This is a genomic window from Periweissella ghanensis, assembly GCF_918814755.1.
Classification (GTDB): Bacteria; Bacillota; Bacilli; order Lactobacillales; family Lactobacillaceae; genus Periweissella; species Periweissella ghanensis.
This window is the reverse complement of record NZ_CAKKNT010000014.1, coordinates 30,526-53,905: the sequence shown is the minus strand read 5'-3', so window position 1 is coordinate 53,905 and position 23,380 is coordinate 30,526. Positions and strand designations below refer to the sequence as shown.

22 protein-coding genes and 3 tRNA genes are annotated in these 23,380 nt (G+C 39.6%); 16 read left to right on the top strand and 9 right to left on the bottom strand.

Annotation, left to right across the window (positions count from 1 at the left end):
• Positions 1-276 precede the first annotated feature (276 nt).
• Entirely contained in the window at positions 277-657 is a 381-nt protein-coding gene (locus LQZ76_RS05970) for a PaaI family thioesterase (protein WP_230098842.1), read from the bottom strand.
• A gap of 56 nt (positions 658-713) precedes the next feature.
• On the opposite strand from LQZ76_RS05970, the gene menB reads away from it, so the two are divergent.
• Both menB and LQZ76_RS05960 read left to right on the top strand, forming a co-directional pair.
• The gene (menB, locus tag LQZ76_RS05965; protein ID WP_230098841.1) at positions 714-1,535 is read left to right on the top strand and encodes a 1,4-dihydroxy-2-naphthoyl-CoA synthase; all 822 of its coding nucleotides are present in this window, start codon (positions 714-716) and stop codon (positions 1,533-1,535) included.
• Between the two features lie 18 nt (positions 1,536-1,553).
• Positions 1,554-2,990: an o-succinylbenzoate--CoA ligase gene (locus tag LQZ76_RS05960; protein ID WP_230098840.1), complete on the top strand. Its 1,437-nt coding sequence runs from the start codon at positions 1,554-1,556 to the stop codon at positions 2,988-2,990.
• 330 nt (positions 2,991-3,320) lie between these two features.
• Here LQZ76_RS05960 and LQZ76_RS05955 read toward each other — a convergent pair whose 3' ends face one another.
• Complete coding sequence (locus LQZ76_RS05955) at positions 3,321-3,860, bottom strand: GNAT family N-acetyltransferase (protein WP_230098839.1); 540 nt, start codon at positions 3,858-3,860, stop codon at positions 3,321-3,323.
• Between the two features lie 79 nt (positions 3,861-3,939).
• Entirely contained in the window at positions 3,940-5,424 is a 1,485-nt protein-coding gene (locus LQZ76_RS05950; RefSeq protein WP_230098838.1) for an amidase, read from the bottom strand.
• Between the two features lie 241 nt (positions 5,425-5,665).
• On the opposite strand from LQZ76_RS05950, the gene LQZ76_RS05945 reads away from it, so the two are divergent.
• Positions 5,666-6,709: a 2,3-butanediol dehydrogenase gene (locus tag LQZ76_RS05945; protein ID WP_230098837.1), complete on the top strand. Its 1,044-nt coding sequence runs from the start codon at positions 5,666-5,668 to the stop codon at positions 6,707-6,709.
• Between the two features lie 38 nt (positions 6,710-6,747).
• On the opposite strand, the gene LQZ76_RS05940 is transcribed toward LQZ76_RS05945, so the two are convergent.
• Complete coding sequence (locus tag LQZ76_RS05940; RefSeq protein WP_230098836.1) at positions 6,748-7,407, bottom strand: metal-dependent transcriptional regulator; 660 nt, start codon at positions 7,405-7,407, stop codon at positions 6,748-6,750.
• 280 nt (positions 7,408-7,687) lie between these two features.
• Here LQZ76_RS05940 and LQZ76_RS05935 point away from each other — a divergent pair, with 280 nt between their 5' ends.
• The 5 genes from LQZ76_RS05935 to LQZ76_RS05915 all read left to right on the top strand — a co-directional run bounded on the left by LQZ76_RS05935 (position 7,688) and on the right by LQZ76_RS05915 (position 12,744).
• Positions 7,688-8,602 carry an LCP family protein gene (locus LQZ76_RS05935; RefSeq protein WP_230098835.1) on the top strand — a complete coding sequence of 305 codons (915 nt, stop codon included), beginning with the start codon at positions 7,688-7,690 and terminating at the stop codon, positions 8,600-8,602.
• 81 nt (positions 8,603-8,683) lie between these two features.
• A complete protein-coding gene (locus LQZ76_RS05930) occupies positions 8,684-9,700 on the top strand; it encodes an alpha/beta hydrolase (RefSeq protein ID WP_230098834.1) in 1,017 nt (338 codons plus the stop codon).
• A 4-nt stretch (positions 9,701-9,704) separates the two neighbouring features.
• Positions 9,705-10,592: a GNAT family N-acetyltransferase gene (locus LQZ76_RS05925; RefSeq protein WP_230098833.1), complete on the top strand. Its 888-nt coding sequence runs from the start codon at positions 9,705-9,707 to the stop codon at positions 10,590-10,592.
• Positions 10,593-10,680: 88 nt separating this feature from the next.
• The gene (locus LQZ76_RS05920) at positions 10,681-12,306 is read left to right on the top strand and encodes an ABC-F family ATP-binding cassette domain-containing protein (RefSeq protein ID WP_230098832.1); all 1,626 of its coding nucleotides are present in this window, start codon (positions 10,681-10,683) and stop codon (positions 12,304-12,306) included.
• An 81-nt stretch (positions 12,307-12,387) separates the two neighbouring features.
• Positions 12,388-12,744, top strand: coding sequence for an arsenate reductase family protein (locus LQZ76_RS05915; RefSeq protein WP_230098831.1), 357 nt, complete (start codon positions 12,388-12,390; stop codon positions 12,742-12,744).
• A 94-nt stretch (positions 12,745-12,838) separates the two neighbouring features.
• Here LQZ76_RS05915 and LQZ76_RS05910 read toward each other — a convergent pair.
• The 3 genes from LQZ76_RS05910 to LQZ76_RS05900 form a co-directional block, all read right to left on the bottom strand.
• Positions 12,839-12,911, bottom strand: a tRNA-Lys gene (locus LQZ76_RS05910).
• Positions 12,912-12,945: 34 nt separating this feature from the next.
• Positions 12,946-13,018 (bottom strand) — tRNA-Lys (locus tag LQZ76_RS05905).
• Positions 13,019-13,052: 34 nt separating this feature from the next.
• Positions 13,053-13,125 (bottom strand) — tRNA-Lys (locus LQZ76_RS05900).
• 268 nt (positions 13,126-13,393) lie between these two features.
• Here LQZ76_RS05900 and yycF point away from each other — a divergent pair.
• The 6 genes from yycF (at position 13,394) to LQZ76_RS05870 (ending at position 20,404) form a co-directional block, all read left to right on the top strand.
• On the top strand, positions 13,394-14,107 hold the full coding sequence (gene yycF / locus LQZ76_RS05895; protein ID WP_230098830.1) for a response regulator YycF: 714 nt from the start codon (positions 13,394-13,396) through the stop codon (positions 14,105-14,107).
• Between the two features lie 58 nt (positions 14,108-14,165).
• Positions 14,166-16,019, top strand: coding sequence for a cell wall metabolism sensor histidine kinase WalK (gene walK / locus LQZ76_RS05890; RefSeq protein WP_230098829.1), 1,854 nt, complete (start codon positions 14,166-14,168; stop codon positions 16,017-16,019).
• Positions 16,009-17,355: a YycH family regulatory protein gene (locus tag LQZ76_RS05885; RefSeq protein WP_230098828.1), complete on the top strand. Its 1,347-nt coding sequence runs from the start codon at positions 16,009-16,011 to the stop codon at positions 17,353-17,355. The genes walK and LQZ76_RS05885 overlap by 11 nt, the downstream gene beginning before the upstream one ends.
• Before the next feature lie 17 nt (positions 17,356-17,372).
• Positions 17,373-18,224 (top strand): two-component system regulatory protein YycI, encoded by an 852-nt coding sequence (locus tag LQZ76_RS05880; RefSeq protein ID WP_230098827.1) that lies wholly within the window; start codon positions 17,373-17,375, stop codon positions 18,222-18,224.
• The gene (locus tag LQZ76_RS05875; protein ID WP_230098826.1) at positions 18,221-19,036 is read left to right on the top strand and encodes an MBL fold metallo-hydrolase; all 816 of its coding nucleotides are present in this window, start codon (positions 18,221-18,223) and stop codon (positions 19,034-19,036) included. Before LQZ76_RS05880 ends, LQZ76_RS05875 begins: the two co-directional genes overlap by 4 nt.
• A 96-nt stretch (positions 19,037-19,132) precedes the next feature.
• The gene (locus tag LQZ76_RS05870; RefSeq protein WP_230098825.1) at positions 19,133-20,404 is read left to right on the top strand and encodes a S1C family serine protease; all 1,272 of its coding nucleotides are present in this window, start codon (positions 19,133-19,135) and stop codon (positions 20,402-20,404) included.
• Positions 20,405-20,457: 53 nt separating this feature from the next.
• Here LQZ76_RS05870 and LQZ76_RS05865 read toward each other — a convergent pair whose 3' ends face one another.
• Positions 20,458-21,051 carry a TVP38/TMEM64 family protein gene (locus LQZ76_RS05865; RefSeq protein ID WP_230098824.1) on the bottom strand — a complete coding sequence of 198 codons (594 nt, stop codon included), beginning with the start codon at positions 21,049-21,051 and terminating at the stop codon, positions 20,458-20,460.
• Positions 21,052-21,121: 70 nt separating this feature from the next.
• Here LQZ76_RS05865 and LQZ76_RS05860 point away from each other — a divergent pair, with 70 nt between their 5' ends.
• Both LQZ76_RS05860 and LQZ76_RS05855 read left to right on the top strand, forming a co-directional pair.
• Positions 21,122-21,811, top strand: a complete 690-nt coding sequence (locus LQZ76_RS05860) for an NAD(P)H-dependent oxidoreductase (protein ID WP_230098823.1) — start codon at positions 21,122-21,124, stop codon at positions 21,809-21,811.
• Positions 21,811-21,990, top strand: a complete 180-nt coding sequence (locus LQZ76_RS05855) for a hypothetical protein (RefSeq protein ID WP_230098822.1) — start codon at positions 21,811-21,813, stop codon at positions 21,988-21,990. The genes LQZ76_RS05860 and LQZ76_RS05855 overlap by 1 nt, the downstream gene beginning before the upstream one ends.
• Before the next feature lie 75 nt (positions 21,991-22,065).
• On the opposite strand, the gene LQZ76_RS05850 is transcribed toward LQZ76_RS05855, so the two are convergent.
• Positions 22,066-23,082, bottom strand: coding sequence for a helix-turn-helix domain-containing protein (locus LQZ76_RS05850; protein WP_230098821.1), 1,017 nt, complete (start codon positions 23,080-23,082; stop codon positions 22,066-22,068).
• Positions 23,083-23,380: the final 298 nt, after the last annotated feature.

The window sequence follows — 23,380 nt, the reverse complement described above, 5'->3', positions numbered from 1 at the left end:
TTCTTTGGTTTTCGTCGACTTAATTTTAGCACTAGGACATACGGTGTCCTATTTTTTTTGCAAAAAAAGATGTCGATGATTTTACTCATCAACATCAAATAGTGTAGAACCGTTATTAACGCAATATATCCAATAGAAATAAAAGCGCTTAGCAAAGATAAAGTTTGCTAAGCGCTTTTGCGTATGAGATTCCATGGCAGATAACTGTTATTTTACTTGCATTATGCCTAATACATTTTATAAGATTAATATAGTAATTTAAACTTGAGTGACAACTTAAACATTCGTAGGTTTAACTTGCAACATTGTTGTGACCGTACTCGTACTAGTTAGTTTATTACTTGGTTGTTGATGAATTTCAACTTGCCAAGTTTGGAGGTTTTTACCTAGGCTAATTGGCGTGGCTGTGGCAACAAGATGGCCAGTGACAACCGGTCGGAGATGATTTGTATTGATATTGACACCAACAGCAACATAGTTAGCAGGCGCATAGGCGTTGGCAGCTAGGCTAGCTGCTGTTTCAGCCAGAACGGCATTAATGCCACCATGCACGATACCATAGGGTTGTTTTAAAGCATCAGTGACTGGAACAGAGATGATAGTCTTTTGAGCGTCAACGGCGTCAATTTGGATGTTTAAATGATCAAGTAAATTCATATGTTACACTCCTGTAGTAGTTTTATATATTTATTGTACGTGAAAGGATAAGAAAAATGGAAACACGTAAATGGGAAACTGTTAAAGAATATTCAGAAATTTTATTTGAACGAACTGGGGCAATTGCTAAATTGACAATGAACCGGCCTGAACGGCACAACGCCTTCACACCAGTAACCATTGCCGAATTGATTGAAGCCTTCTCAATTTGTCGTGATGATGCCACGATTGGAACCATCATCCTTACCGGGGCCGGCGACAAGGCCTTTAGTTCTGGTGGTGACCAAGGAGTTCGTGGTAACGGTGGTTACGTGGGTCCAGATGATATTGCCCGGTTAAATGTGCTTGATTTACAACGCTTAATTCGGATTATTCCTAAGCCTGTGGTTGCTATGGTTAAGGGCTGGTCAGTTGGTGGTGGTAACATCTTGCAATTAGTTTGTGATTTAACAGTGGCCGCTGATAACGCAATGTTTGGGCAAACTGGTCCGAAGGTTGGTAGTTTTGATGCTGGTTATGGTTCAGGTTACTTAGCCCGGGTCGTTGGTCACAAACGGGCCAAAGAAGTGTGGTTCTTAAACCACTTCTACACAGCCGAAGAAGCGTTGGCCATGAACTGGATTAACCGCGTGGTACCATTGGCGGAAGTCGAAGCAGCAACGTTAGAATGGTGTGATGAAATGCTTACTAAGTCACCAACCGCTTTACGTTTCATCAAAGCAGCCATGAATGCTGATACCGATGGGTTAGCTGGTCTCCAACAATTTGCTGGGGATGCAACGATGCTTTACTACACAAGTGATGAAGCTAAAGAAGGTCGGGATGCCTTTAACGAAAAACGGACCCCAGACTTTTCTAAGTTCCCTAAATTCCCATAAACAACTGGAGGCAATAAATTGCAAAATTGGTTAACAAAACAGGTGAGTTTAAATCCTGAACGCGTCGCTTTAACCGTCGCAAATCAAAGTTGGACTTTCAAAGAATTACAGGCCGCCGTCCTAAAAATTGCCGGCCAGTTAGCAACTTTAACGGCGACAACCAACCAGCGTATTGCAATTTTAGCTAAAAATACCGCGGCTAGTTATATGACTATTATGGCGGTTCAACAGTTGGGAATTCAACCGGTACTTTTGAATTTTCGTTTAGCCAATGATGAACTACACCGGCAGTTACAAGATGCTGGCGTGACAACGTTACTGATCGATGATGAGTTGGCTGATAAAATCCCTAATTGGATGGCGTTGCCAGTTGATATGCATTTACTTTCAACAGTCCAGGCGGCCGCCGTTTCACCAATCGAAGTTGTAGCTGATTTTTCCGATACGGCCGTTGCGTCAATTATGTATACTTCTGGGACTACGGGTAATCCACATGGGGTCTTACAAACATACCAAAATCATTTCTATTCAGCTATCGGTTCGGCGTTAAACCTTGGTTTACAAGCGACCGATCGTTGGTTATGTGCGGTGCCGTTATTTCACATTAGTGGGTTATCAATCATGATGCGTAGTTTGATTTATGGCATGGGTGTTGATTTAGTAGCCCGGTTTGATGATGTTGCTGTCACAAAACGCTTAATTGAACAACCAATTGCGATTATGTCAGTTGTACCAACGATGTTAAAACGTTTATTAGCAGTTGCCCCAATAACGGGTTACAATGCTAAATTTCGGTGTTTTCTTCTTGGTGGCGGGCCAATTGATCCGGCAACGTTAACGCAATGTGAGCAACAAAATATTGCTGTCATTCAGTCATACGGGATGACGGAAACCGCATCACAAATTGTGGCATTAAACTTTGATGATGCGCGAGCTAAAATCGGTTCAGTAGGTAAACCACTTTTTCCGGTGCAAATTCGCTTAGCAAATCCAGAACAAGGCATTGGTGAAATTGAATTACAAGCGCCGAATTTAACGGCGGGCTACTTAAACCAAGCAGCGGATTTTGCGCGTAAAATTACGGCTGATGGATGGTATAAGACCGGTGACTTAGGGTTCATCGATGACGATGGCTTTTTATTTATTAAAGGCCGTCAAGATGATATGTTCATTTCAGGTGGTGAAAATATTTTCCCTGATGAAGTAGAACATGCCTATAGTCAATATCCAGGTATCCAAGCGATTGCAGTTGTTGGTAAAGCCGATAGCGATTGGGGGATGATTCCGGTGGCGTTTGTCATTAGTGATCAAGTCCTTGATACCCAGGCACTTCAACAATTTGGTCGGATGCATTTAGCACACTACAAAGTTCCGGTGGAATTTAGGTCCATTGCCGAATTTCCAACGACGGCGAGTGGTAAAGTGCAACGGCATAAATTACGCGAATTATTTTAGAGATTGTAAAGGAGCTGTGACAGAAGTCGGGCGATATCGAGAAATACACTAAAAATCCTCTATGAAGAAAATTCTTCGTAGAGGATTTTGTCGTATTTCGAATATATCGGACTTCTGGAGCGCGTTTTGATAGCAATTTAGTACTTGAAAAGAGTTATGTCACAACCTGCTTTTTTAATGTTTTATAAGATATGTTTCATGTGAAACAGGGTGGAAGTGAGTAAGGTGGCAGAGCCAAGACGTGCTCGTAGCCCCAAAGTATTCCGCCTAACTTTAAAACGATTAAAATAGCAAGATCGTATTTTATCGTTTTTCGTTAGTGCTCACTGCCTACCGGTTGTTCTCGCACTCTATCACTTTTTCATAAACAAAGCACTTATCATCCGGATGATAAATTCCCGTCAACGTGCCGACTTTTTCAAAGACCATCTTACTTGTGATAATCCGTTGCATTGCTAAATTATCAACGTGCGTATCAACCCGTAAACTCTTAACTTCTGGATGGTCACTAATAATATGATCAATAGCTTGTGTAAAAAGCTTCGTGGCATAACCATTTCCAGCATGGTCAGAATGAATAGCTAAGCGATGAATGGTCAAGTACGCATCCGTATCAATCAACCAAGTACCATCCATACTATCGTAAACGTGATCCGGGGCTGGTTGGGCGGTTACCGTACCAACTGTTTCGTGCGTATCATCGTTGAATAGATAAGCATTACCTGCGGCGATATCTGCTTTTACTTGCTCAACATTAGGATAATCACCTTGCCATTGATTAATGCCTGCCTCAGCAAGTTGGGCCCGCCCATCTTGCAAGATAGTTAGCAAAGTATCAAAATCATTTTGCGTTGCCTGCTTAAAATACATAAATAGCCTCCAAAAGTTAAAATTTATTTCTAAAAGTCAAGTTTAACGATTTAGCTAGTAAATGTAAAATCAGATGTTTTTAATTAATTGTCGGGTGTAAAAATTTGAACTGTTGGGCTTGTTCAAAAAGTTGGCCAATTTGGAGGAGCAAATCTTCACGACCTTTACGGGCAGTAAATTGAATGCCAAGGGGCAAACCATTGCTAGCAAGTGTTGTTGGTAAGCTAATCGCCGGTTGACCTGTCAGATTAGCTTGTTGGGTAAAGGGGGTCAACGCTAGACTATCAGCAAAGAATTCATATACTAAGTCTAACCGGGCTTGTTTTGAAAGTTCGGTCACATGGAGCATTTTATCAATTGTTGCAGCCGTCATTAGTGGTTGACCGTCAATTTTAGGGGCGGTTGTGGCTGTCGTGGGCGTTAAAAATAGATCATAGGTTTGTAAAAAATTGTCCATCACAAAGCTAGCCTGATCCCATGTGGCTAATGTTTGGCTATAGTCAACTGCGGTTAGGGGCAACCCGGCTTGATAAATCGTCCACGTAGTTAATTCCATATCGTCACGGGTAAGGGGTCGTTGCATGGCGGCTTCAATACTGGCAAACATGGCGGCCGTTTCCCCACCATTAATGACGTAATAACTTTCCATCATCGCAATCCCATCAAGGGGGTTATCGATTTCAACCGTGGCAATGCCATGTTGATTCAAAAAATCAACCGCCGTTAAGACACCCTTAATCGCATCATCACTCACTGTGGTACCGACGGGGGATTTTAAACTGTACGCGACGGTTAGTTTAGGTGGTAGGGATGTTGTTAGCGCCTTTGTAAAGCCAGGGGTAAATACAGGGGTGCTAAAGGGGGCGGCTGGTTGATAGCATTGTAATGCATCTAATAGACTAGCAGTATCGCGCATTGACCGGGTTAACCCAAAACTAATTGAAGCGCCTTGCCAACCACGCCAACCATTTGGTCCCACGGGAACCCGGCCACGAGTTGGTTTGAGACCAATTAAGCCGCTAAATGCAGCAGGAATACGAATGGAACCGCCACCATCACTGGCCGTGACAATACTAACTAAATTAGCTGCTAAGGCACTAGCTGAACCGCCAGAAGAGCCCCCAGAATAGTAGGCCGGATTCCAAGGATTACGGGTGGGACCAAAGAGCGTTGGATCAGTGATATTTTTAAAACCAAATTCCGGGGCATTTGTATTGCCGATAATCACAAAGCCCGCATCGATAATGGCTTGGACAAAATTATCAGTCTTGGTGGCAACGTTGGTTTTAAATAATCGGGAACCGGAAGTAGCTGCTAGGCCGACTAAATCTTGCCCAAGATCTTTAAGCAGAATGGGGACCCCAGCAAATGGGCGCTGACTAGGGTGCGCATCGTAATAGCGCGCTTCGTTTAACGCTGCGGTCGTTCTTAAATGGGTAACGGCATTTAACCGCGAGTTAGTGATCTTAATGGCCGTTAAGGCTTGTTCAACCAACGCCACACTGGTTGTTTGCTGCGTACGGATTTGTTGGGCTAAAGCCGTGGCATCGTAAGCTAAATTCATGACACAATCCTCCAATATTTTAACGCTAGTCTAACGTGACAATTTATAAAAGGCAATCTTTTTGCTAATAAATGTAAGCGTTTTCTAAATATTTGATAATATCAAAATATTTCCGGCATAAAAGGTGTAATCGAATTTACAAAGTAGTATTATGAACTCATAAGAATTGACTGTATAAAGCAGCTGATCCTTAGTGAAGTTTCTAAAAAATTTAACGTAATTTGAAAAGAGGTATTTAATCATGAAGGCTGCTGTATGGCACGGTGTTAAAGATGTTCGAGTTGAAGACGTGGAATTGAAACCATTAAAGGATGATGAAGTTGTTGTTCGTGTTGCGTGGGCTGGAATCTGTGGTTCTGACTTACACGAATACTTGGAAGGTCCAGTTTTTATTCCCGTTGATGCACCCGAAGAATTAACGGGTGGACATGCACCATTAACAATGGGTCACGAATTTTCTGGGGTTATCGACAAAGTTGGCGCGAATGTAACTGACTGGAAAGTTGGCGATCACGTATCAATCAACCCAACTGTTACTCACGAAATTCGTCCTGACGGTGATGATGTGTACGATGGTTACGCCTTTATTGGTTTGAGTACAGATGGTGGCTTTGCTTCATTTGCTAACGTTCCTGCAAAGAACTTGCTTCGCTTGCCACAAGACTTCCCATTGGACTTGGCGGCAACAATCGAACCAACTGCTGTTGCTGTTCAAGCGGTTAAAGAAGGTGGCTTGAAATTTGGTGAAACTGTTGCTATCTTCGGGGCGGGCCCAATCGGGGTGTTAGTTGCTGCGGCTGCCAAAGCTGCCGGTGCCACTAAGATTATCGCCGTTGACTTGTCAGAAGTTCGTTTACAAAAAGCCCTTGAAATGGGTGCTACTGATGTAATTAACCCAGCTGACGTTAACGCAATTGAAAAAATCCACGAACTTGTTCCTGGTGGGGTTGATGTATCATTTGAAGTTGCTGGTGTTCGGCCTACTTTCGAACAAGCAATTGATGCCACTAAAGCCCGTGGTACAGTAGTTATCGTTTCAATCTTTGCCCGCCCAATTGAATTCAACCCAATGCAATTGATGAACTCTGGTGTCAAGCTTACAACTACCATTGCTTACTCAAAGAAGACCTTCCAACAAACGGTTGACTTGGTAACTAGTGGTCAAATTGATGTTAAACCAGTTATCACTAAGAAAATCGAACTTGACCAAATCGTAACTGATGGTTTTGACGCCCTTACAAGCGACAAATCACAAGCTAAAATCTTGGTTGACTTTAGTAAATAATTCAATCAAAAAATCCAACCATAAATGGTTGGATTTTTTTAATTGGTATAAACATAATTAGCAGCATGCTCTGAAATTTGAATTTGTTTTTTTGATACTAAGCTTTCAATTACTAATGGCCCGGAAAATGGCATACGGCCAATGAATTTCCAAGTTGAATTGAGAGTAACCCCCGTTAATTCAAGATATTCGAGTAACTCGGCATCTTCGTTAAAACCAACAATTGTGAACTCAGTTCCAGCAACCAGCGTGTTTAAATTACGATGTGGATGTGAATCGCAAGTGTAAGTAGCGTCTGGAATGGGTAAGCCATGTGGACATGTTTGTGGATGACCTAAAAAATCATCTAAAGCTGTTAGCAATGTATCATCAGCATGATGATCAAAATGCACAGCGTTCGCGTAGGCGTTAGTTGATGATAAATGGAGTTTTTCGGAAAAAAAGACTTCCATTAAACGATGAATCCGAGTTAAACGTAGTGCGATTTGTTGACCTTTGGGTGTTAAAGTAACTCCGTAGTAAGGTTCAACATCAACTTCCCCACTTTCTTGAAGTTTAGCCATCATATTTGAAACAGATGATGGGGTTACGTGGAGATGTTCCGCAATTTGATTATTTGCGACTTGTTCGCGACTCTGACCGTATGTAAGTTCGAGAATCGTTTGAAGATAGATCGTTTTTGAAACTGAATCTGCCATGTCTAATACTTCCTTAAGTTGATATGTGTTAAACGGTAAAAAACTAATCAAAGTTAATTATTATTTTTACCTCTTAATTATATAATATTTTGTAATGACTTATACATAATTACTAAAAAAATACAAACTTTTTTGAATAAAATATGAAAATGAGTATCTAAAAAGCAATAAACTTAGGCTAAAGTGATAAATATAACATTAAAATAAAGCGTACAAGGGTCGGAGTTTAATGATAAAATGAATAACAATAAACTAATGTAAATGAAAGTGGGGCTGATTGATGAAAAAAATTCGCATTTGGAAAGTGATAACAGCAATCCTAGTTGTTGTAGTACTTGGGGTAGGGGGTGTCGCTACGTATACGTACATTAAGACGCAAAACTTGGTTAATGATAGTTATAAAGCTGCCCACAATAAACAATTGCGTGATCCGAATGATCAGATTGCAAGTCGGAAACCAATTTCAGTTTTGTTGTTAGGAACTGATACTGGGGCGTTTAATCGAACGGAACGGGGCCGGACAGATACCTTGATTTTAGCAACCGTTAATCCAAAACAACAAAAAACAACTTTGATGAGTATTCCCCGGGATACCCGAACAGCGATTCCGGGTTTTCCGCAATTAGGAAAAATCAAAATTAATGCGGCCTATGCATATGGTTCAACCGGGACGGCGATGAATACGGTCCAAAAGTTAGTCGATAGTCCAGTTGATTATTACGTGCTTATTAATATGGGGGGCTTAGAAAAATTAATTGATGAAGTCGATGGGGTTGATGTTAAGTCACCGTTATCATTTGATTTTGCGGGTTATCAATTTGAAAAAGGCCAAACATACCATATGAATGGTAAAAAAGCCCTTGAATTTTCACGGATGCGCCATGAAGATCCACAAGGTGATTATGGCCGGCAAACTCGGCAACGTTTGGTGATTACAGCGTTAATTAAAAAAATTGCCCGGCCATCAACGTTAGCGGATACGTCATTGTTAGAAGAATTAAGCAAGAACGTGCAAACTAATTTAAAATTTGATCAATTACGTGATTTAGCATTAAATTATCGCGATGGTGCTAAGAAAGTTGTTAGTGATCACATGCAAGGTCAAGGCCAAATGATTGGTGGTCAAGCTTTTGAAGTGGTCTCAGATCAAGAGCGCGAACGGGTAATGAAGGTCGTTAAAGATTCGTTGCAATGAATAGTGTATATTAGATAGTAGAAATTAAGATAGACGAGTTGTTTATCCTGATTTCTACTTTTTTTCAAAGGAGCATTACAAATGCGGATTATTAAACGAATTTTACAAACGTTAGCGATCATCATTATGGGTTTACTTATCGTTATCGTCTTACTTTTAACAGTTTCACCTAAACCAAGTGCTAGTTTTTTTGCACAAGCATTTAACGGGACGGTTAAAATAACTAATCCCAAAATGTACATGAGTAACCAACCAAATGTGAAAGTGACAAAATCAGTTGCGTATGGTCAACAAAAAGACGAAACGGCCGATATTTATCAACCAAAAGCAGCACCGAACAATAAGATTGTGGTGTGGATGCACGGTGGGGGCTTTATTGGTGGTGACAAATCCGGCATGAAAGAATTTGCCACAGATTTAGTTGGTCAAACTAAAGTGACATTGGTGGCCTTAAATTATACGGTGGCCCCTGATGGTAAATACCCAACGCAAGTCCAACAATTGGCGAAAGGCCTTAGTTTTGTTAAACAGCATGCCGCGGCATGGGGGCTTGATCCGCAAAAGGTGCAAATTATTCTAGGTGGTGATTCTGCCGGGGCACAAATTGCGGCGCAATATGCGGCCTTAGCAACGAATGCTAAGTATGCTAAAGCAGTTCCAGAAGTACCAGTGCCCGTTAAGCAAATTGCTGGGACGGTGCTCTACTGTGGTCCATATGATTTTCAACTCTTTATTAAAGACAATAAAAATAATAGTAGTTTAGTAATGAAATGGTTTATCCACACGATTGGCTGGTCAATGACAGGCAAATTCTTCTGGGATAAGAGTTCTTTAGTTGAACAAGGCTCAGTGCCAAATAAAGTTACGAGTGCTTTTCCAACATCATACATAACTGATGGAAATCGCTTTACCTTTGAATCATCCGGAAAAGAGTTAGTTAATGAATTAAGTGCGCATGGCGTCCCAGTAACATCACGCTTCTTCCCGCATAAGGAAGCTGTTAATCATGAATATCAATTTGATTTTGCTACGGACAAAGCCCAAGTAACGTTTGCTCAAACTGTTAAATTTATTAATGCCTTACCAAGCAAAAATTAGGTGAATGATGGAATTTAAAACAACTAATAACCTGAATGTGACAGAATATCAGACAGTTAACGCTTTGATAAGCAAATGTCAAAAAGTGGATCAATTGTTTGATATGCCGTACTTGGCCAATACGTTTAATTTTTATCCGGCAATGCCAGCATTTATATTAGCGTATGAGGCGACTACATTAGTGGGATTTGTCAGTATATATGCCGCGACTGATTTTGATGCGAATTTAATGGTGTACGTTGATCCGATGTATCGCCGCCAAGGCATTGCGACTAAGTTGTTACAGCAGGCCAAACAAATTTGTCAGACGTATGAATATGTTGAAATTGTTATTCAAACAGAAGCCCAACAACTGGCGAAGTTACCAACGTTGGTAACTAAGTTTAAGGTAGCTCATGATCCAACACTGGCTGAAGCACTAATGCAGTGGCACGCTCCAATGTTGGTGCACCCAAAAGAGCCGGCAATTAAAGAGGTGCCGCTAACGGTCCGACTAGTGACGTTAGCTGATGTTAAGCCATTAGCTAAAATTCATGCCCAAGGCTTTGATGATGATGTCCATGAAGTGACGCGTGATTTAACAGCAACTTTTACAAATGATAACTTACAGGTGTATGTTTTTGAATTAAATAAACAGGTGGTAGGTTCAGTAACAATTGAAGTCGCAACGGCAGCTACGGGCTATTTATTTGGGTATGTAATCAAAAAAAGCCAGCAAGGTAAAGGGTATGGGCAACAAGCTTTGGCCCAAGTTTTAGCGTTAATTGCGGCCCAAGGGGTTAAAACGTTGAGCTTAGCAGTTGATAAAAACAACTTACGCGCGCAATATATTTATCAGAAGCATGGATTTGTAATGCAAACAACGTTAGAGTATTTAGTCGGGGTACTTTAGAAAATTAGCAGAAGCAATATTATTTCCCACAAAGTGACTTTTGACTGCTATAATATTTAGGACAAGCTTTAAATAGGAGGAATGAGATTTGTTAACTGTTTCGAACGTTAGTGTCAGTTTTTCTGGCCGCAAATTATATGATGAAGTTAATCTTAAGTTTACTGCCGGTAACACATATGGTGTGATTGGTGCCAATGGGGCAGGTAAATCAACATTTTTAAAGGTTTTAGAAGGTAAGTTATCACCAACAACTGGTAACGTATCAATGGGTGCAAACGAACGGATGAGTAGTTTGAACCAAGATCACTTCGCCTTTGATGAATTCGAAGTATTAGATACTGTTATTCAAGGTCACCAACACTTGTATGACGTGATGAAAGAAAAAGATGCCATTTACATGAAGGAAGACTTCACTGATGCCGATGGTATTCGTGCCGGAGAATTAGAAGCTGAATTTGCTGAAATGGGTGGTTGGGAATCAGAATCTGAAGCCTCACAACTCTTACAACAAATTGGGATTCCTGAATCAATGCACTACAAGAAGATGGCTGAATTGACGGAATCAGAAAAAGTTAAGGTCTTATTGGCCCAAGCTTTATTTGGTTCACCTGATATCTTGGTTTTGGACGAACCAACTAATGGGTTGGACACCCACACAGTTACTTGGTTAGAAAACTTCTTAGCGGACTATCCAAATATCGTGATTGTGGTTTCCCATGACCGTCACTTCTTGAATGCTGTTGCCACAATGATGCTTGACGTTGACTTTGGTAAGATCAAGTTATTCGTTGGTAACTATGACTTCTGGAAGCAATCAAGTGAATTAGCTGCGCGTTTACAATCAAACGCCAATGCGAAAAAAGAAGAAAAAATCAAAGAATTGCAAGAATTCGTGGCCCGTTTTAGTGCCAACGCCTCAAAGGCCAAGCAAGCGACTTCACGTCAAAAGCAATTGGAAAAGATTACGCTTGATGATATTCAACCATCAACGCGTAAATACCCATGGATTAAGTTTGAAATGATCCGTGAAGTCGGAAATGACTTACTCCGGGTTGATAACGTTTCAAAAACAATTGATGGAGTTAAAATTCTTGATAACATCACATTTGTTGCTAAGCCAGGTGAAAAAGTGGCCTTACTTAGTCGTTCAGATGTTGCCACAACTACATTGATGCAAATCCTTGCTGGTGAATTAGAACCAGATACAGGAACTGTAACTTGGGGTGTGACGACACAACGTTCATACATGTCAAAAGATATTAATGATAACTTTGATGACCCTAAAGCAGTTATTATTGACTGGTTACGTCAATTTGCTTCTAAGGAAGAAAGTGATAACACCTTCTTACGTGGAATGCTTGGTCGGATGTTATTCTCTGGGGATGATGTTACTAAAGAAATCAACGTCCTTTCAGGGGGTGAAAAAGTGCGGGTGATGTTATCAAAATTAATGTTGCTTAAAACCAACGTTCTTTTGATGGATGATCCTACTAACCACCTTGACTTGGAATCAATTACTTCATTGAATGAAGGAATGATTGATTACAAGGGTTCAATTATCTTCACATCCCATGACCGTGAATTTATTCAAACGATTGCTGATCACATTATTGAAATCAGTGACAAAGGTTTGGTTGAACGAGCTGAAACAACTTATGACGAATTTGTTGGTCACGACGAAGTTCAAAAGCAAGTTGATGCTTTATACAACTAATTAAATTAAAAAAGCTAGCTGAATTTTCAGCTAGCTTTTTTAATTTGGTATAATAGATGTACGATTTTAAGGAGGGTAAAAATGTTATTTATTTGTTATTCAAAATGCAGTACGTGTGCTAAAGCCCGGCAGTGGTTAGCTACTAACGGAATTGATTATCAAGAACGCGATATTAAAACCCAAAACCCAACGAGTGCGGAATTAGCAACTTGGTACCACCAAAGTGGGTTACCATTAAAACGGTTCTTTAATACGAGTGGTTTAGTTTATCGCGACCTTGGGCTTAAAGATAAATTATCTATGATGACGGAAACGGAGCAACTTGACTTATTGGCCACTGATGGCATGCTCGTTAAACGGCCACTAGTTATTAATGATGGTGGCCAAATCTTAGTCGGGTTTAAAGCGGCGGAATGGGAAAAATGTTTTAAAGGTTAATCGGGCACAAAAAAACCATCTGATAATTCAGATGGTTTTTTTGAAATAAAGTCACGGTTACTTTAGTAACAACATGCAAGCTTTATTTGACTTATGGACAGCCAGGGGATCGAACCCTGGACCCACGGATTAAGAGTCCGTTGCTCTGCCAGCTGAGCTAGCTGTCCAAAATATTAAGTTAAGCAACCACAAAGGTTGAAATGGACAGCCAGGGGATCGAACCCTGGACCCACGGATTAAGAGTCCGTTGCTCTGCCAGCTGAGCTAGCTGTCCAAAATATTAAGTTAAACAACCACAAAGGTTGAAATGGACAGCCAGGGGATCGAACCCTGGACCCACGGATTAAGAGTCCGTTGCTCTGCCAGCTGAGCTAGCTGTCCAAAATATTAAATGTCGTTCGTAACAACAAAAGATATAATATCACGATATTAAAGCCGATGCAAGTAAAATTTAGTTATTTGTCCAAAATGTTTTTATGAAACGAATATTTTAAACTGATTGCATAATCATGACATCTATTATCAAAATACTTGCATTTGATGTTATATGTTATAATTAAGCTTATTATAGACTCATGGGGAGCAATCGTTTGTAATATTTTAATAAAACTGTGACAAACACCCCATAACAGTGGAAGGACTATTTGTGATGAGTAAGATACTAGTTGTAGATGATGAACGCCCAATTTCCGATATTATAAAATTTACGTTAACCAAGGAAAATTTTGATGTGGTTACCGCCTATGATGGTTTAGAAGCCTTAGCAATCTTTGATGAAGAAAAACCAGATTTAGTGTTGTTAGATCAAATGCTACCCGAATTAGAAGGAAAAGAAGTTTTACGCCAAATTCGTGCGAAATCAACCGTACCAGTGATTATGGTTTCAGCTAAAGATTCTGAAATTGATAAAGTTGTGGGCCTTGAAATGGGGGCGGATGATTACGTTACCAAGCCATTTTCAAATAGTGAATTAGTGGCGCGAGTCAAAGCTAATTTACGACGCCAAGCAACCGTACCAGCTGTTGTTGAAGAAGAAGAAGCTAGCAGCTCAGATATTGTCATTGGTGATTTAGTAATTCACCCAGAAGCATATATTGTATCTAAACGGGGCGAAGATATTGAATTAACGCACCGTGAATTTGAGTTATTGCATTACTTAGCCCAACATATTGGCCAAGTTATGACGCGGGAACACTTGTTACAAACAGTGTGGGGTTATGACTATTTTGGTGACGTCCGCACAGTTGATGTGACAGTTCGCCGGCTACGTGAAAAAATTGAAGATAATCCAAGTCACCCAGTATGGTTAGTTACCCGTCGGGGAGTTGGTTACTTCTTGCGCAACAATGATAAAGAAGACTAAATAGAAAACCCAGTTATTTACAGTAATCGCGTGCTGAATAACTTGTGGAGGAGCAATTGTGCAACGTTTCTTGAAATTATTCCAATCTATTCATTTTAAAATCGCACTCGTGTTTGCTTTGATGCTCTTAGTGACATTGGAATTTGTGGGTGCTTTTTTTGTGCATCAATTGGAACAACAAAATCGCAAAAATTTTAGTAGTCAAATCGCTTTGCCAACCTATATTGTGCCCGCCCTGGGGCAGAAATTGATTCTGAATAATCAAGCGAATGCGGATAGTCAAATTCATGCGGTCCTAACGGATATTAATAATCAAAATATTTCTGAAGTCCGGGTAATCGACGCCAAAGGAACGATTCGCGGCACGACTGACGTGAATAATCAACAAATTGTTGGGCAAAAGACGACGGATAATAATGTTAAAAATGCCTTGTCGCAACAGCGATATGAAAAAGATATCGTCGAAGCTGACAATGGCCAACGTTATGAGATTGTGACAACCCCGATTACGACCGTTCAAGATGGTCGAAGTGCGGTTGTCGGTGTGGCGGTTGTTCGAGCGAACATGGAATCGGTTTACCAAAGTATTAATAGTATTACTAAAATTTATTTGTATGCCTCTGTGGTGGCGATTATTTTAGGAATTATCATGTCAATTGTGATATCGCGTGCAATTACCCGCCCCATTGAAGAAATTAACCAACAAACACGGTTAATCGCGGATGGTGATTATAGTGGGCAAGTTAAGATTTACGGAAATGATGAGTTAGGGCAGTTAGCCCAGGCAGTAAATGTGCTTTCTGAGCGGGTCGAAGAATCAACGGCGGCGTCTGAATCGGAACGTCGTCGTTTGGATTCGGTCTTGGCGCATATGAGTGATGGGGTTATTGCCACTGATCGGCGCGGAATTGTGACAATTATTAATGAAGGGGCTTTGAATTTATTAGGAATTGAAAGCCTTGAAGCCGCGGTTGGTAACTCAATTTTGGATATTTTAAGTATTCGCGGTGAGTATTCATTACGGCAATTACTCGAAACCCAAGAAGAATTGGTCCTTGATTTGTCAGGTGCGGAACATGAACTTATTTTGCACGCCTACATTAGTTTGATTCAACGGGCGTCTGGGTTTATTTCTGGTTTAGTAATTGTCTTACACGACGTTACCGAACAAGAAAAAATTGACCGTGAACGGCGGGTCTTTGTTTCAAATGTTTCACATGAATTGCGGACACCACTAACATCAGTACGTTCATATATTGATGCCTTAGTTGATGGTGCGTGGCAAGATCCCGAAGTGGCGCCAAGTTTCTTGAAAGTTACCCAAGATGAAACGCAACGGATGATTCGGATGATTAATGACTTACTCGCGTTGTCACGCATGGATTCAGGAACGACTAAGTTAGAGTTAGAATATGTTAACTTAAACGAGTTATTGAATTACATCTTGAACCGTTTTGATATGATTATTCAAAAAGATGATCAACCGGAAAAACAATATAGTATTGTCCGTGAATTTACCGAAAAAGATATTTGGGTCGAATTAGATACTGATAAATTTACCCAAGTGGTTGATAACTTGATGAACAATGCGATTAAGTACTCGCCTGATGGTAGTGAAATTACGGTTCGATTACTACAAACGAATAACTACGCAATTTTAAGTGTGACTGACCAAGGATTAGGAATTCCCCGTAAAGATATTGCCCGTATTTTTGATCGGTTCTTCCGTGTTGATAAGGCCCGTTCTCGCAAACAAGGTGGGACTGGCCTTGGTTTGGCAATTTCAAAAGAAGTTGTCACCCTCTTAGGTGGTCGTATTTGGGTCGATAGTGTTGAAGGTAAAGGTTCAACCTTCTATATTTCATTACCTTTTGAAAAATATGATGAAGGAGACGATTGGGATGCGGAATAGGAATTCACGATTTGTTAAAAAATTTGGGATTTTTAGCCAATATATTTTACCAATATCATTAGTGCTAGTAATTAGCATAAGCCTGACTTTTACCTGGTTAATTTGGACTAATCCGGCCCACTTTAATAAAAACGCCAATCAAAATACAACCTCAGCGGGGCCAACGGAACTGTCAGCTCGAGCATTGACAGATATTTATTCGCCGACGCAAATTATTCATACTGATAGTAAACAAAATCAAAAATTACTGTTTGATCAAAAAATTAATGTCATTAATGAAGTCGTTAAGGATGTTAAAAATTGGCACTTTAATAAGTTAAAGCCGCTTAAAAAGGTGACGGCCAAACTGTATGCTGAAACCCTTAACCAAAAAGATACCTTGATTTTAAACTATCCCGATAGTATCGCGGGTGGGATGATCAATGATATTTTTACGCAACACCTAACGATTGATAGTAACGTGCAATTTAATCGAATTGTGATTCCACTTGGTAGCCAACTCGATAAAATTTATCTACTAAATGATGATAATTTTGCTATTTATGAAATTAGTGTTAGCGAAAGCAGCCGCACCCAGATTATGCATATAATCAAAAGTGTTAAAACTGTGATTCCGGTGGTGGAACAGTTGTATCATCAACATGTTTTACTAACGTATCCGGAGGCGGTTAGTTTAAAACAATATTCATATTTGCAAAACAAACAGAGCCAACACTTATTTTTGACGGCGTTATTTAATAACGGTACTAATGGTGATTTTAAAACGCGTAAGACATTGGAAACAACGACGTACGAAGAAGGTAATAATCGCCGCGTGGTCTTTGATAATAAGACTGGAGCGGTTGATTATCAGAGTTTTAATGGGACAAAGACTAGTGCCAATTTAAATAACACGTTACGCCAAGGATTTAATGATTTGTTGTCAATTGGTGTTCCGCTTGATAATACGCGCTACTTTGAAACTAATGATGCTGAAAATAGTTTTGTTTACCGCACATATGTCGAAGGTTTTCCAATTTTTAATCAAACACGTTATGGGACCGTTAAGTTAAGTTATGAAAATCCAGGCACCGAACACGCAACTTTTTCACAATATGCCTTGCAAGTGCCATTGCCTAATAACCAACCAGGAATCAAACTTGAAGCAACACCAACCGTAATTCAACAATTAGCAACGGTTGGCATTGGTATTGATCGCGTTGAAGACATGCAGATTGGCTATGAATGGCAAACCGATCCATCATCAGATATGGTTGTTAATTTACGGCCCGTTTGGTACTTGGAAATTAATAACAAGTGGCAACGATTAGATCAATGGTTGCAAAAAGAAGGCTAGAAAGGTAGGGATGAAACATGGACTTTAAACGAATTCAGTGGATTTTCTTACTTATTTTTGTGGCAATTGATGTTTTCTTAGGTTTGCAATGGTATCAAGGAATTCAATTTGATACAGTCGATACGGTTGGTTCGACATCGGTGCTTAAAGAAATGCAAGGTGACGATATTAGTTTTAAACGGCCCTCTGATAAGGTTGGCGAAGGTTTTTATATTGCTGGGCAAGATGGGCCTGAATTTGTGGCCCATACGACAGCTTTACGAGGGGTATCGACCACGTATAATAGCGATACGCGGATGCTAAATGTCCAATTGAGTGATAAAAAACGCTTTAAGTTAAATTTTGATCACCCACAACGAACTTTGGATCATTTTATCCGCCTCCCGCAAAATGTTATTAATGGTAATGAGTATGTCTATAGTGAAGAATTAAGTCGGATGACACGCCACCAAGTAGTTTATGTCCAAGTTGTCCCGGCAGGTAAGGTGTATGATAGTAGTGGTGAATTGCACTTTAATATCGATGATGGCTATGTAAGTGGTTATACCCAAACATATATCAGTCAACCAAAGATTTTACGCGAAAAGACGCCAACGATTAGTGAAGAAAAAGCATTAACGTGGTTGTATCAATATAATCAAATTCCAAATAATACGACTATTTTATGGACTAAGTTGGCTTATACTAAATTGTTAGATGTTAATAATACGACAGTTTACGTACCAACGTGGTTCGTGGGGTTACGGACGAACAATAATGAAGAAGTCCACGTTAAACGAATTAATGCCTTTACGGGGACAATTATTAAAGATACACCGCAAAAGGTGAATATCGTAAATGAGCTACAAGAGAAGGAAGTGTTTAAGTGACAGATATTTTTAATACCGATACCCTTAAAGTTAGTGTGCTTGCTAGCGGGAGTTCAGGTAATGTAACGTATATTGAAACCCCCGAGCAAAAAGTCTTAGTTGATGCTGGGTTATCTGGTAAAAAAATAACCGAATTAATGGCCTCGATTGGGCGTTCATTGACTGATGTTGACGCGCTCTTTGTGACACATGAACACGTTGATCACATCAAAGGGGTTGGTATTTTAGCCCGTAAATATGGTATGCCAGTCTATGCTAATAATGATACTTGGCAAGCGATGGGGACCAAGATTGGTAAAGTGGCCTTAGAACAACAAATGGCTTTTGAACCAGGGAAAGTCATGACCCTTGGTGATTTAGATATTGAAAGTTTTGCGGTTTCACATGATGCTATCAACCCGCAATTTTACCAATTCCATTATGCTGGTAAAAGTTTTGCCATCGTTACTGATACCGGCTATCTTTCAGACCGGTTGCACGGGACGCTAGCAAATGCCGATGGATATTTGATTGAAACTAATCATGATATCAAAATGTTGGAAATGGGTAGTTATGCATGGTCGCTTAAGCAACGAATCTTGGGTGATAAAGGGCACTTATCAAATGAAGACGGTGCCCTAGCAGCGATTGATTTGTTAGGTCAACGGACGAAGCAAATCTACTTAGGACATCTTAGCAAAGAAAATAACCAAAAAGTGCTCGCCCATTTAACAGTTGAACAAATGATGCAGGCTCGTGATATTGGCGTTAATCACGATTTTAAGTTGTATGACACAGACCCAGAACAAGCAAGCCCGTTACGAGCAATTTAATTGCGTAAACGCTTAAAGTCGTTTAACCTTGATTTAATTTTATGACTTTATGATAAAGGGCGTAATTAACGATAAAATTTCTTGGAGGCAAGAGATATGGATAATCAAAAACAACCTGAGCGCCGTCCAGGCGGGATTAAAAACAGCTCAACTAAAATTGTGATCACTAGCCTAATCGCCGGAATGTTAGGTGGTGGGGTAGTGATTGGTGGTAACAATGTCTACCAAGCTTGGCAAAATAACCAAGATAACCAAGCGTTAAATTCATCAAGTAAAAATGCTGGTGGCGTTAAAGTTCAAAAGACGACCGCTGAAGAAAATAGTGCAACTAACGCCTTTAACAAAATTTCTGGGGCGGTGGTATCAGTAATTAACTTGCAACGGCAAAGTACTAAAGGTAATAGTTTAGATGCGATTTTTGGGCCTGACCAAGGTAGTAAAAAAGGCGGGACACTTCAAACGGCTTCTGAAGGTTCAGGCGTCGTTTTTAAAGAAGCTGATGGGGTTGCATACATTGTGACGAATAATCACGTTGTGCAAGGATCAAATGCCTTACAAGTGATTTTAAGTGATGGTACGAAATTAGATGCCAAGATTGTCGGCACTGATCCAACAACCGATTTAGCAGTAATTAAGGTTAGTGCTGCTCAAGTTAAGACGATTGCTAAATTTGGTAATTCCGACGATATTAATGTTGGTCAAACAGCCTTAGCTATCGGTTCACCATTGGGAACGCAATACGCTACCAGTTTAACTGAAGGAATTGTGTCCGCTAAGAAGCGGGCGGTGGCGGTGATTAATGAGCAAGGCCAACAATTAGGAACCGCTAACGTTATTCAAACTGATGCGGCGATTAATCCGGGGAATTCAGGTGGACCATTAATTAATTTAGCAGGCCAAGTCATTGGGATTAATTCAATGAAGTTAGCAAGTGATGCCAACGGGACAAGTATTGAGGGAATTGGCTTTTCAATTCCTTCAAATGAAGTGGTTAACATTATTAATCAGTTAATTGCCCATGGTTCAATTGAACGGCCAGCCCTAGGGGTAACGTTAACGGATTTGACTAATATTGATCCTAATGATCAAAAGAATATTTTAAAATTACCAAGTTCCGTCCAAAATGGGGTGGTAATTATTAATACCTTGAGCGAAAGCCCAGCAAAGACTGCCGGTATTAAAAAATATGATGTCATCGTAAATATCGATGGTAAAGATGTTAAAACTCAATCTGATTTACGCGATATTCTCTTTAGTCATAAAGTTGGTGATACGGTTGAATTTAAGTTCTACCGTGGTAGTAAATTAATGACTGCCAATGTTAAATTGACATTGAATACGACAACGCTCGCTAAAGAAAGTAAGTAGTTAAAAAATCCGTACGATAGCATAGCTGTATCGTACGGATTTTCTTTAGAAATTTATTTAAAGAACTGTGTTAAAAAAGAGAATGCCCCAGAATAGGCGGCAATTGAAAGCGGTTTGGCAATTAGCATAATGATAATAAATGTGCGTAAGCGCATCGCTGATAGGCCTGCTAACATTGATAACAAATCATCAGGCGCTCCCGGTAAGAGGATTGCGATGGCAAAAATTCGGGTGAATTTTTGTTTGTCTTCAATCCATTTTAAATACTTAGTATGTTGACCTTCATCGATATAGTTTTCCACAAAACTTTTACCAAAACGGCGCACTAACAAGAAAGCCAAGGTTGAGCCAAGGACAATTGAACTATAATTATAAATAAACCCAAGCCAAGGGCCAAACAAAACCACGCCAGCGGTCAAAGTAATTGTCCCCGGAATAATTGGGATTAAAATCTGGAAAATTTGTAACGCAAAGAAGATAACGGGTGCTAAGAGCGGATGAGTATCGACGCCCACAATTGCCCGCAAAATTTTAATATCGGTAAAGGCCCCGATATACCACAAATATAAGCCTAATCCGGCTAAAACAATTAACATGACGTAGCTTAGGTATTTGAATATTTTATTAGTATGGTTTTTTTGGGCCATTGAATATTTACCAACCTTTCACTGCGGCCAAGCTTAAAATAACGCTATAATTTATGAAGGGAGTTAGTATATGAAAACTTTAATTATCGTGGCCCATGACGATTATAAACAATCTGGGACCCAACAATTTTTATTGCACCAAGTACCCCAAGCAGGTGAAGTAACTTGGCATTTATTAGCCAATGATCAAGCAATTGATGTGGCGCATGAACAACAACTACTCCGCGAGCATCAACGGATAATTTTCCAATTTCCCCTATACTGGTATAGTGTACCAGTAAATTTGCGCCAGTGGCAAGATGCGGTCCTTACGAAGGGCTTTGCTTATGGTACGAATGCCATTTTGGCTGGTAAAGAATTTGGCGTGGTCGTTTCATTGGGTGAACCCCTTGACGAATATCAAGCAGGAGGCCGTGAACACTATACAATTAGTGAATTACTAAAACCACTGCAAGCAATGGCCAATAAATTAAATTGGCAATATTTGAAACCGTTAGTAATTAGTCAATTTGAATACATGACTGATGAACAACGGTTAGCATTAGTTATTGATTACCAACAATTTTTAACCTTAAATGATACAAGTTTCGCCGGCCAACAACAATGGTTCCTTAATCAGTTACGCAATCGTATTAATACGACACAAGATCCGCTTAAATTAGCGCAGTTAACAACGATTAGCGAGCAAATTGAAGATAATTACGATGAATTAGCTGAATTACGGTGGACAGTAGATTTAATTCGGGATGAGGAGGAGTAATGGAAGAACAAGCATGGTTACTGACGACGATTCAAAGCCTATTAGATACTAGTACTAAATTAGAAGAACGTGCTTTTTATCAAGGGTTACTTGATTTAGCAAATGAACAACTTAAACGCTTAGACCAAAGTAGTGGTGAACTTGATGGCCGAATTTGGAATCCTAGTCGATGGGGATAATAAAAAAACCTGAAGAAAGTTCTTCAGGTTAGGAGTTATGAAAAATAGGTGCCTAAGTCGGCTAATAAATAATGATTAATGGCTATTAACGAGGTTCGCAAGTAAGGTGTTAAGTTGTTCGTTAACTTCCTTAGTATGACTATTCCGTAAACTTAAAAAGAGCGATACGGGGTCAACTGCGAGTTGGTAGTTCTTAGGTAGTAATTGATTGAAGACTTGGGAATCGTATTTCCAAATCTCAAGGGCAGCATTGTTTTTAGGTGTTAGCCGTGCATTAAATTCTGGCATATTAGCTTGTTTTAACGTATCAGTTAATTGGTTACTTGGAATGGCCCAACTAACTAAAGCGGTTGGAGCAATCATTGTAAATTTGCTAAGGGCCGTTAAGCTAGCTAATTTTTTATTATCAATGCTATCAAGTTGACTAACTGGTATGTAGAGCGTTTTTTGGACCGGACTAGGGAGTAAGCGTAGAATCTCGTTCATCCACGAGTTTAAGTCATAACCAGCTGGAATGGCAAAACTATGATTCCGGGTATAACCACTCGTCGCCAACCAACCCGCATCAACAAATGTCCGTAAGGCCCGTGAAATGGTCATAGCCGTAATATTAAGATAATCTGCTAATTGGCGTACTTTAATGTGGAAGGTGTTACTATCGTCATCATGGAGTAATTTCCAGTAAATAAGAGCTAAAATAATAATTTGTTGATTTTTTGATAACGAAATTAGTTGCATCGTTGGTTTGGTAATCTTAATTGGCTTAAGGGATGGTAAGTAGAAGCCCATTTGGCTGATAAACCCAAACTGATTTTTCGTCAATAACATTTGGGTGTCGATTGAAAAGGAATCCGCTAAAAAAATAATTGGTAAAGGGACATTTTTAAGTAATTGAATTAACTGGATTAAGTGATCTTCATTCAATTCAGCTGAAGTATCAATTAAAACAACTTCTTCGCGGTTAATGGTCACATTGGCAAATGAAATTGAAGACCGCAACGTTGATGGCATTAACGCTAACATTTCGTTGTTAGGGGCAAAATCAGTTAAAACTAAACCATATTGATTTAATAGTTGTTGAACATGTTCCAAAGCTATTCTCCTTTTGTAACAATTTTCAATAAATTATAGCAAATGCACTCGTAAATAACTAGTATTCTTAAAAGGATAACAATTTTTTATTGAACAAATACTGTACATTCAATAACCAATTGTTTAATTGTTTAAAAATATGTGGTGTTAGTTGACTTTAAAAATAGCTATGCAATAGAATATATACTTGAGTATAATTACAATTATTTGTAGTCAAATTAGCCTAAAAATAATATCATTAAATAATAAATTATTTATAATAAAAGATGGCGCCGTTGATAGATACTCGCCAACTTAT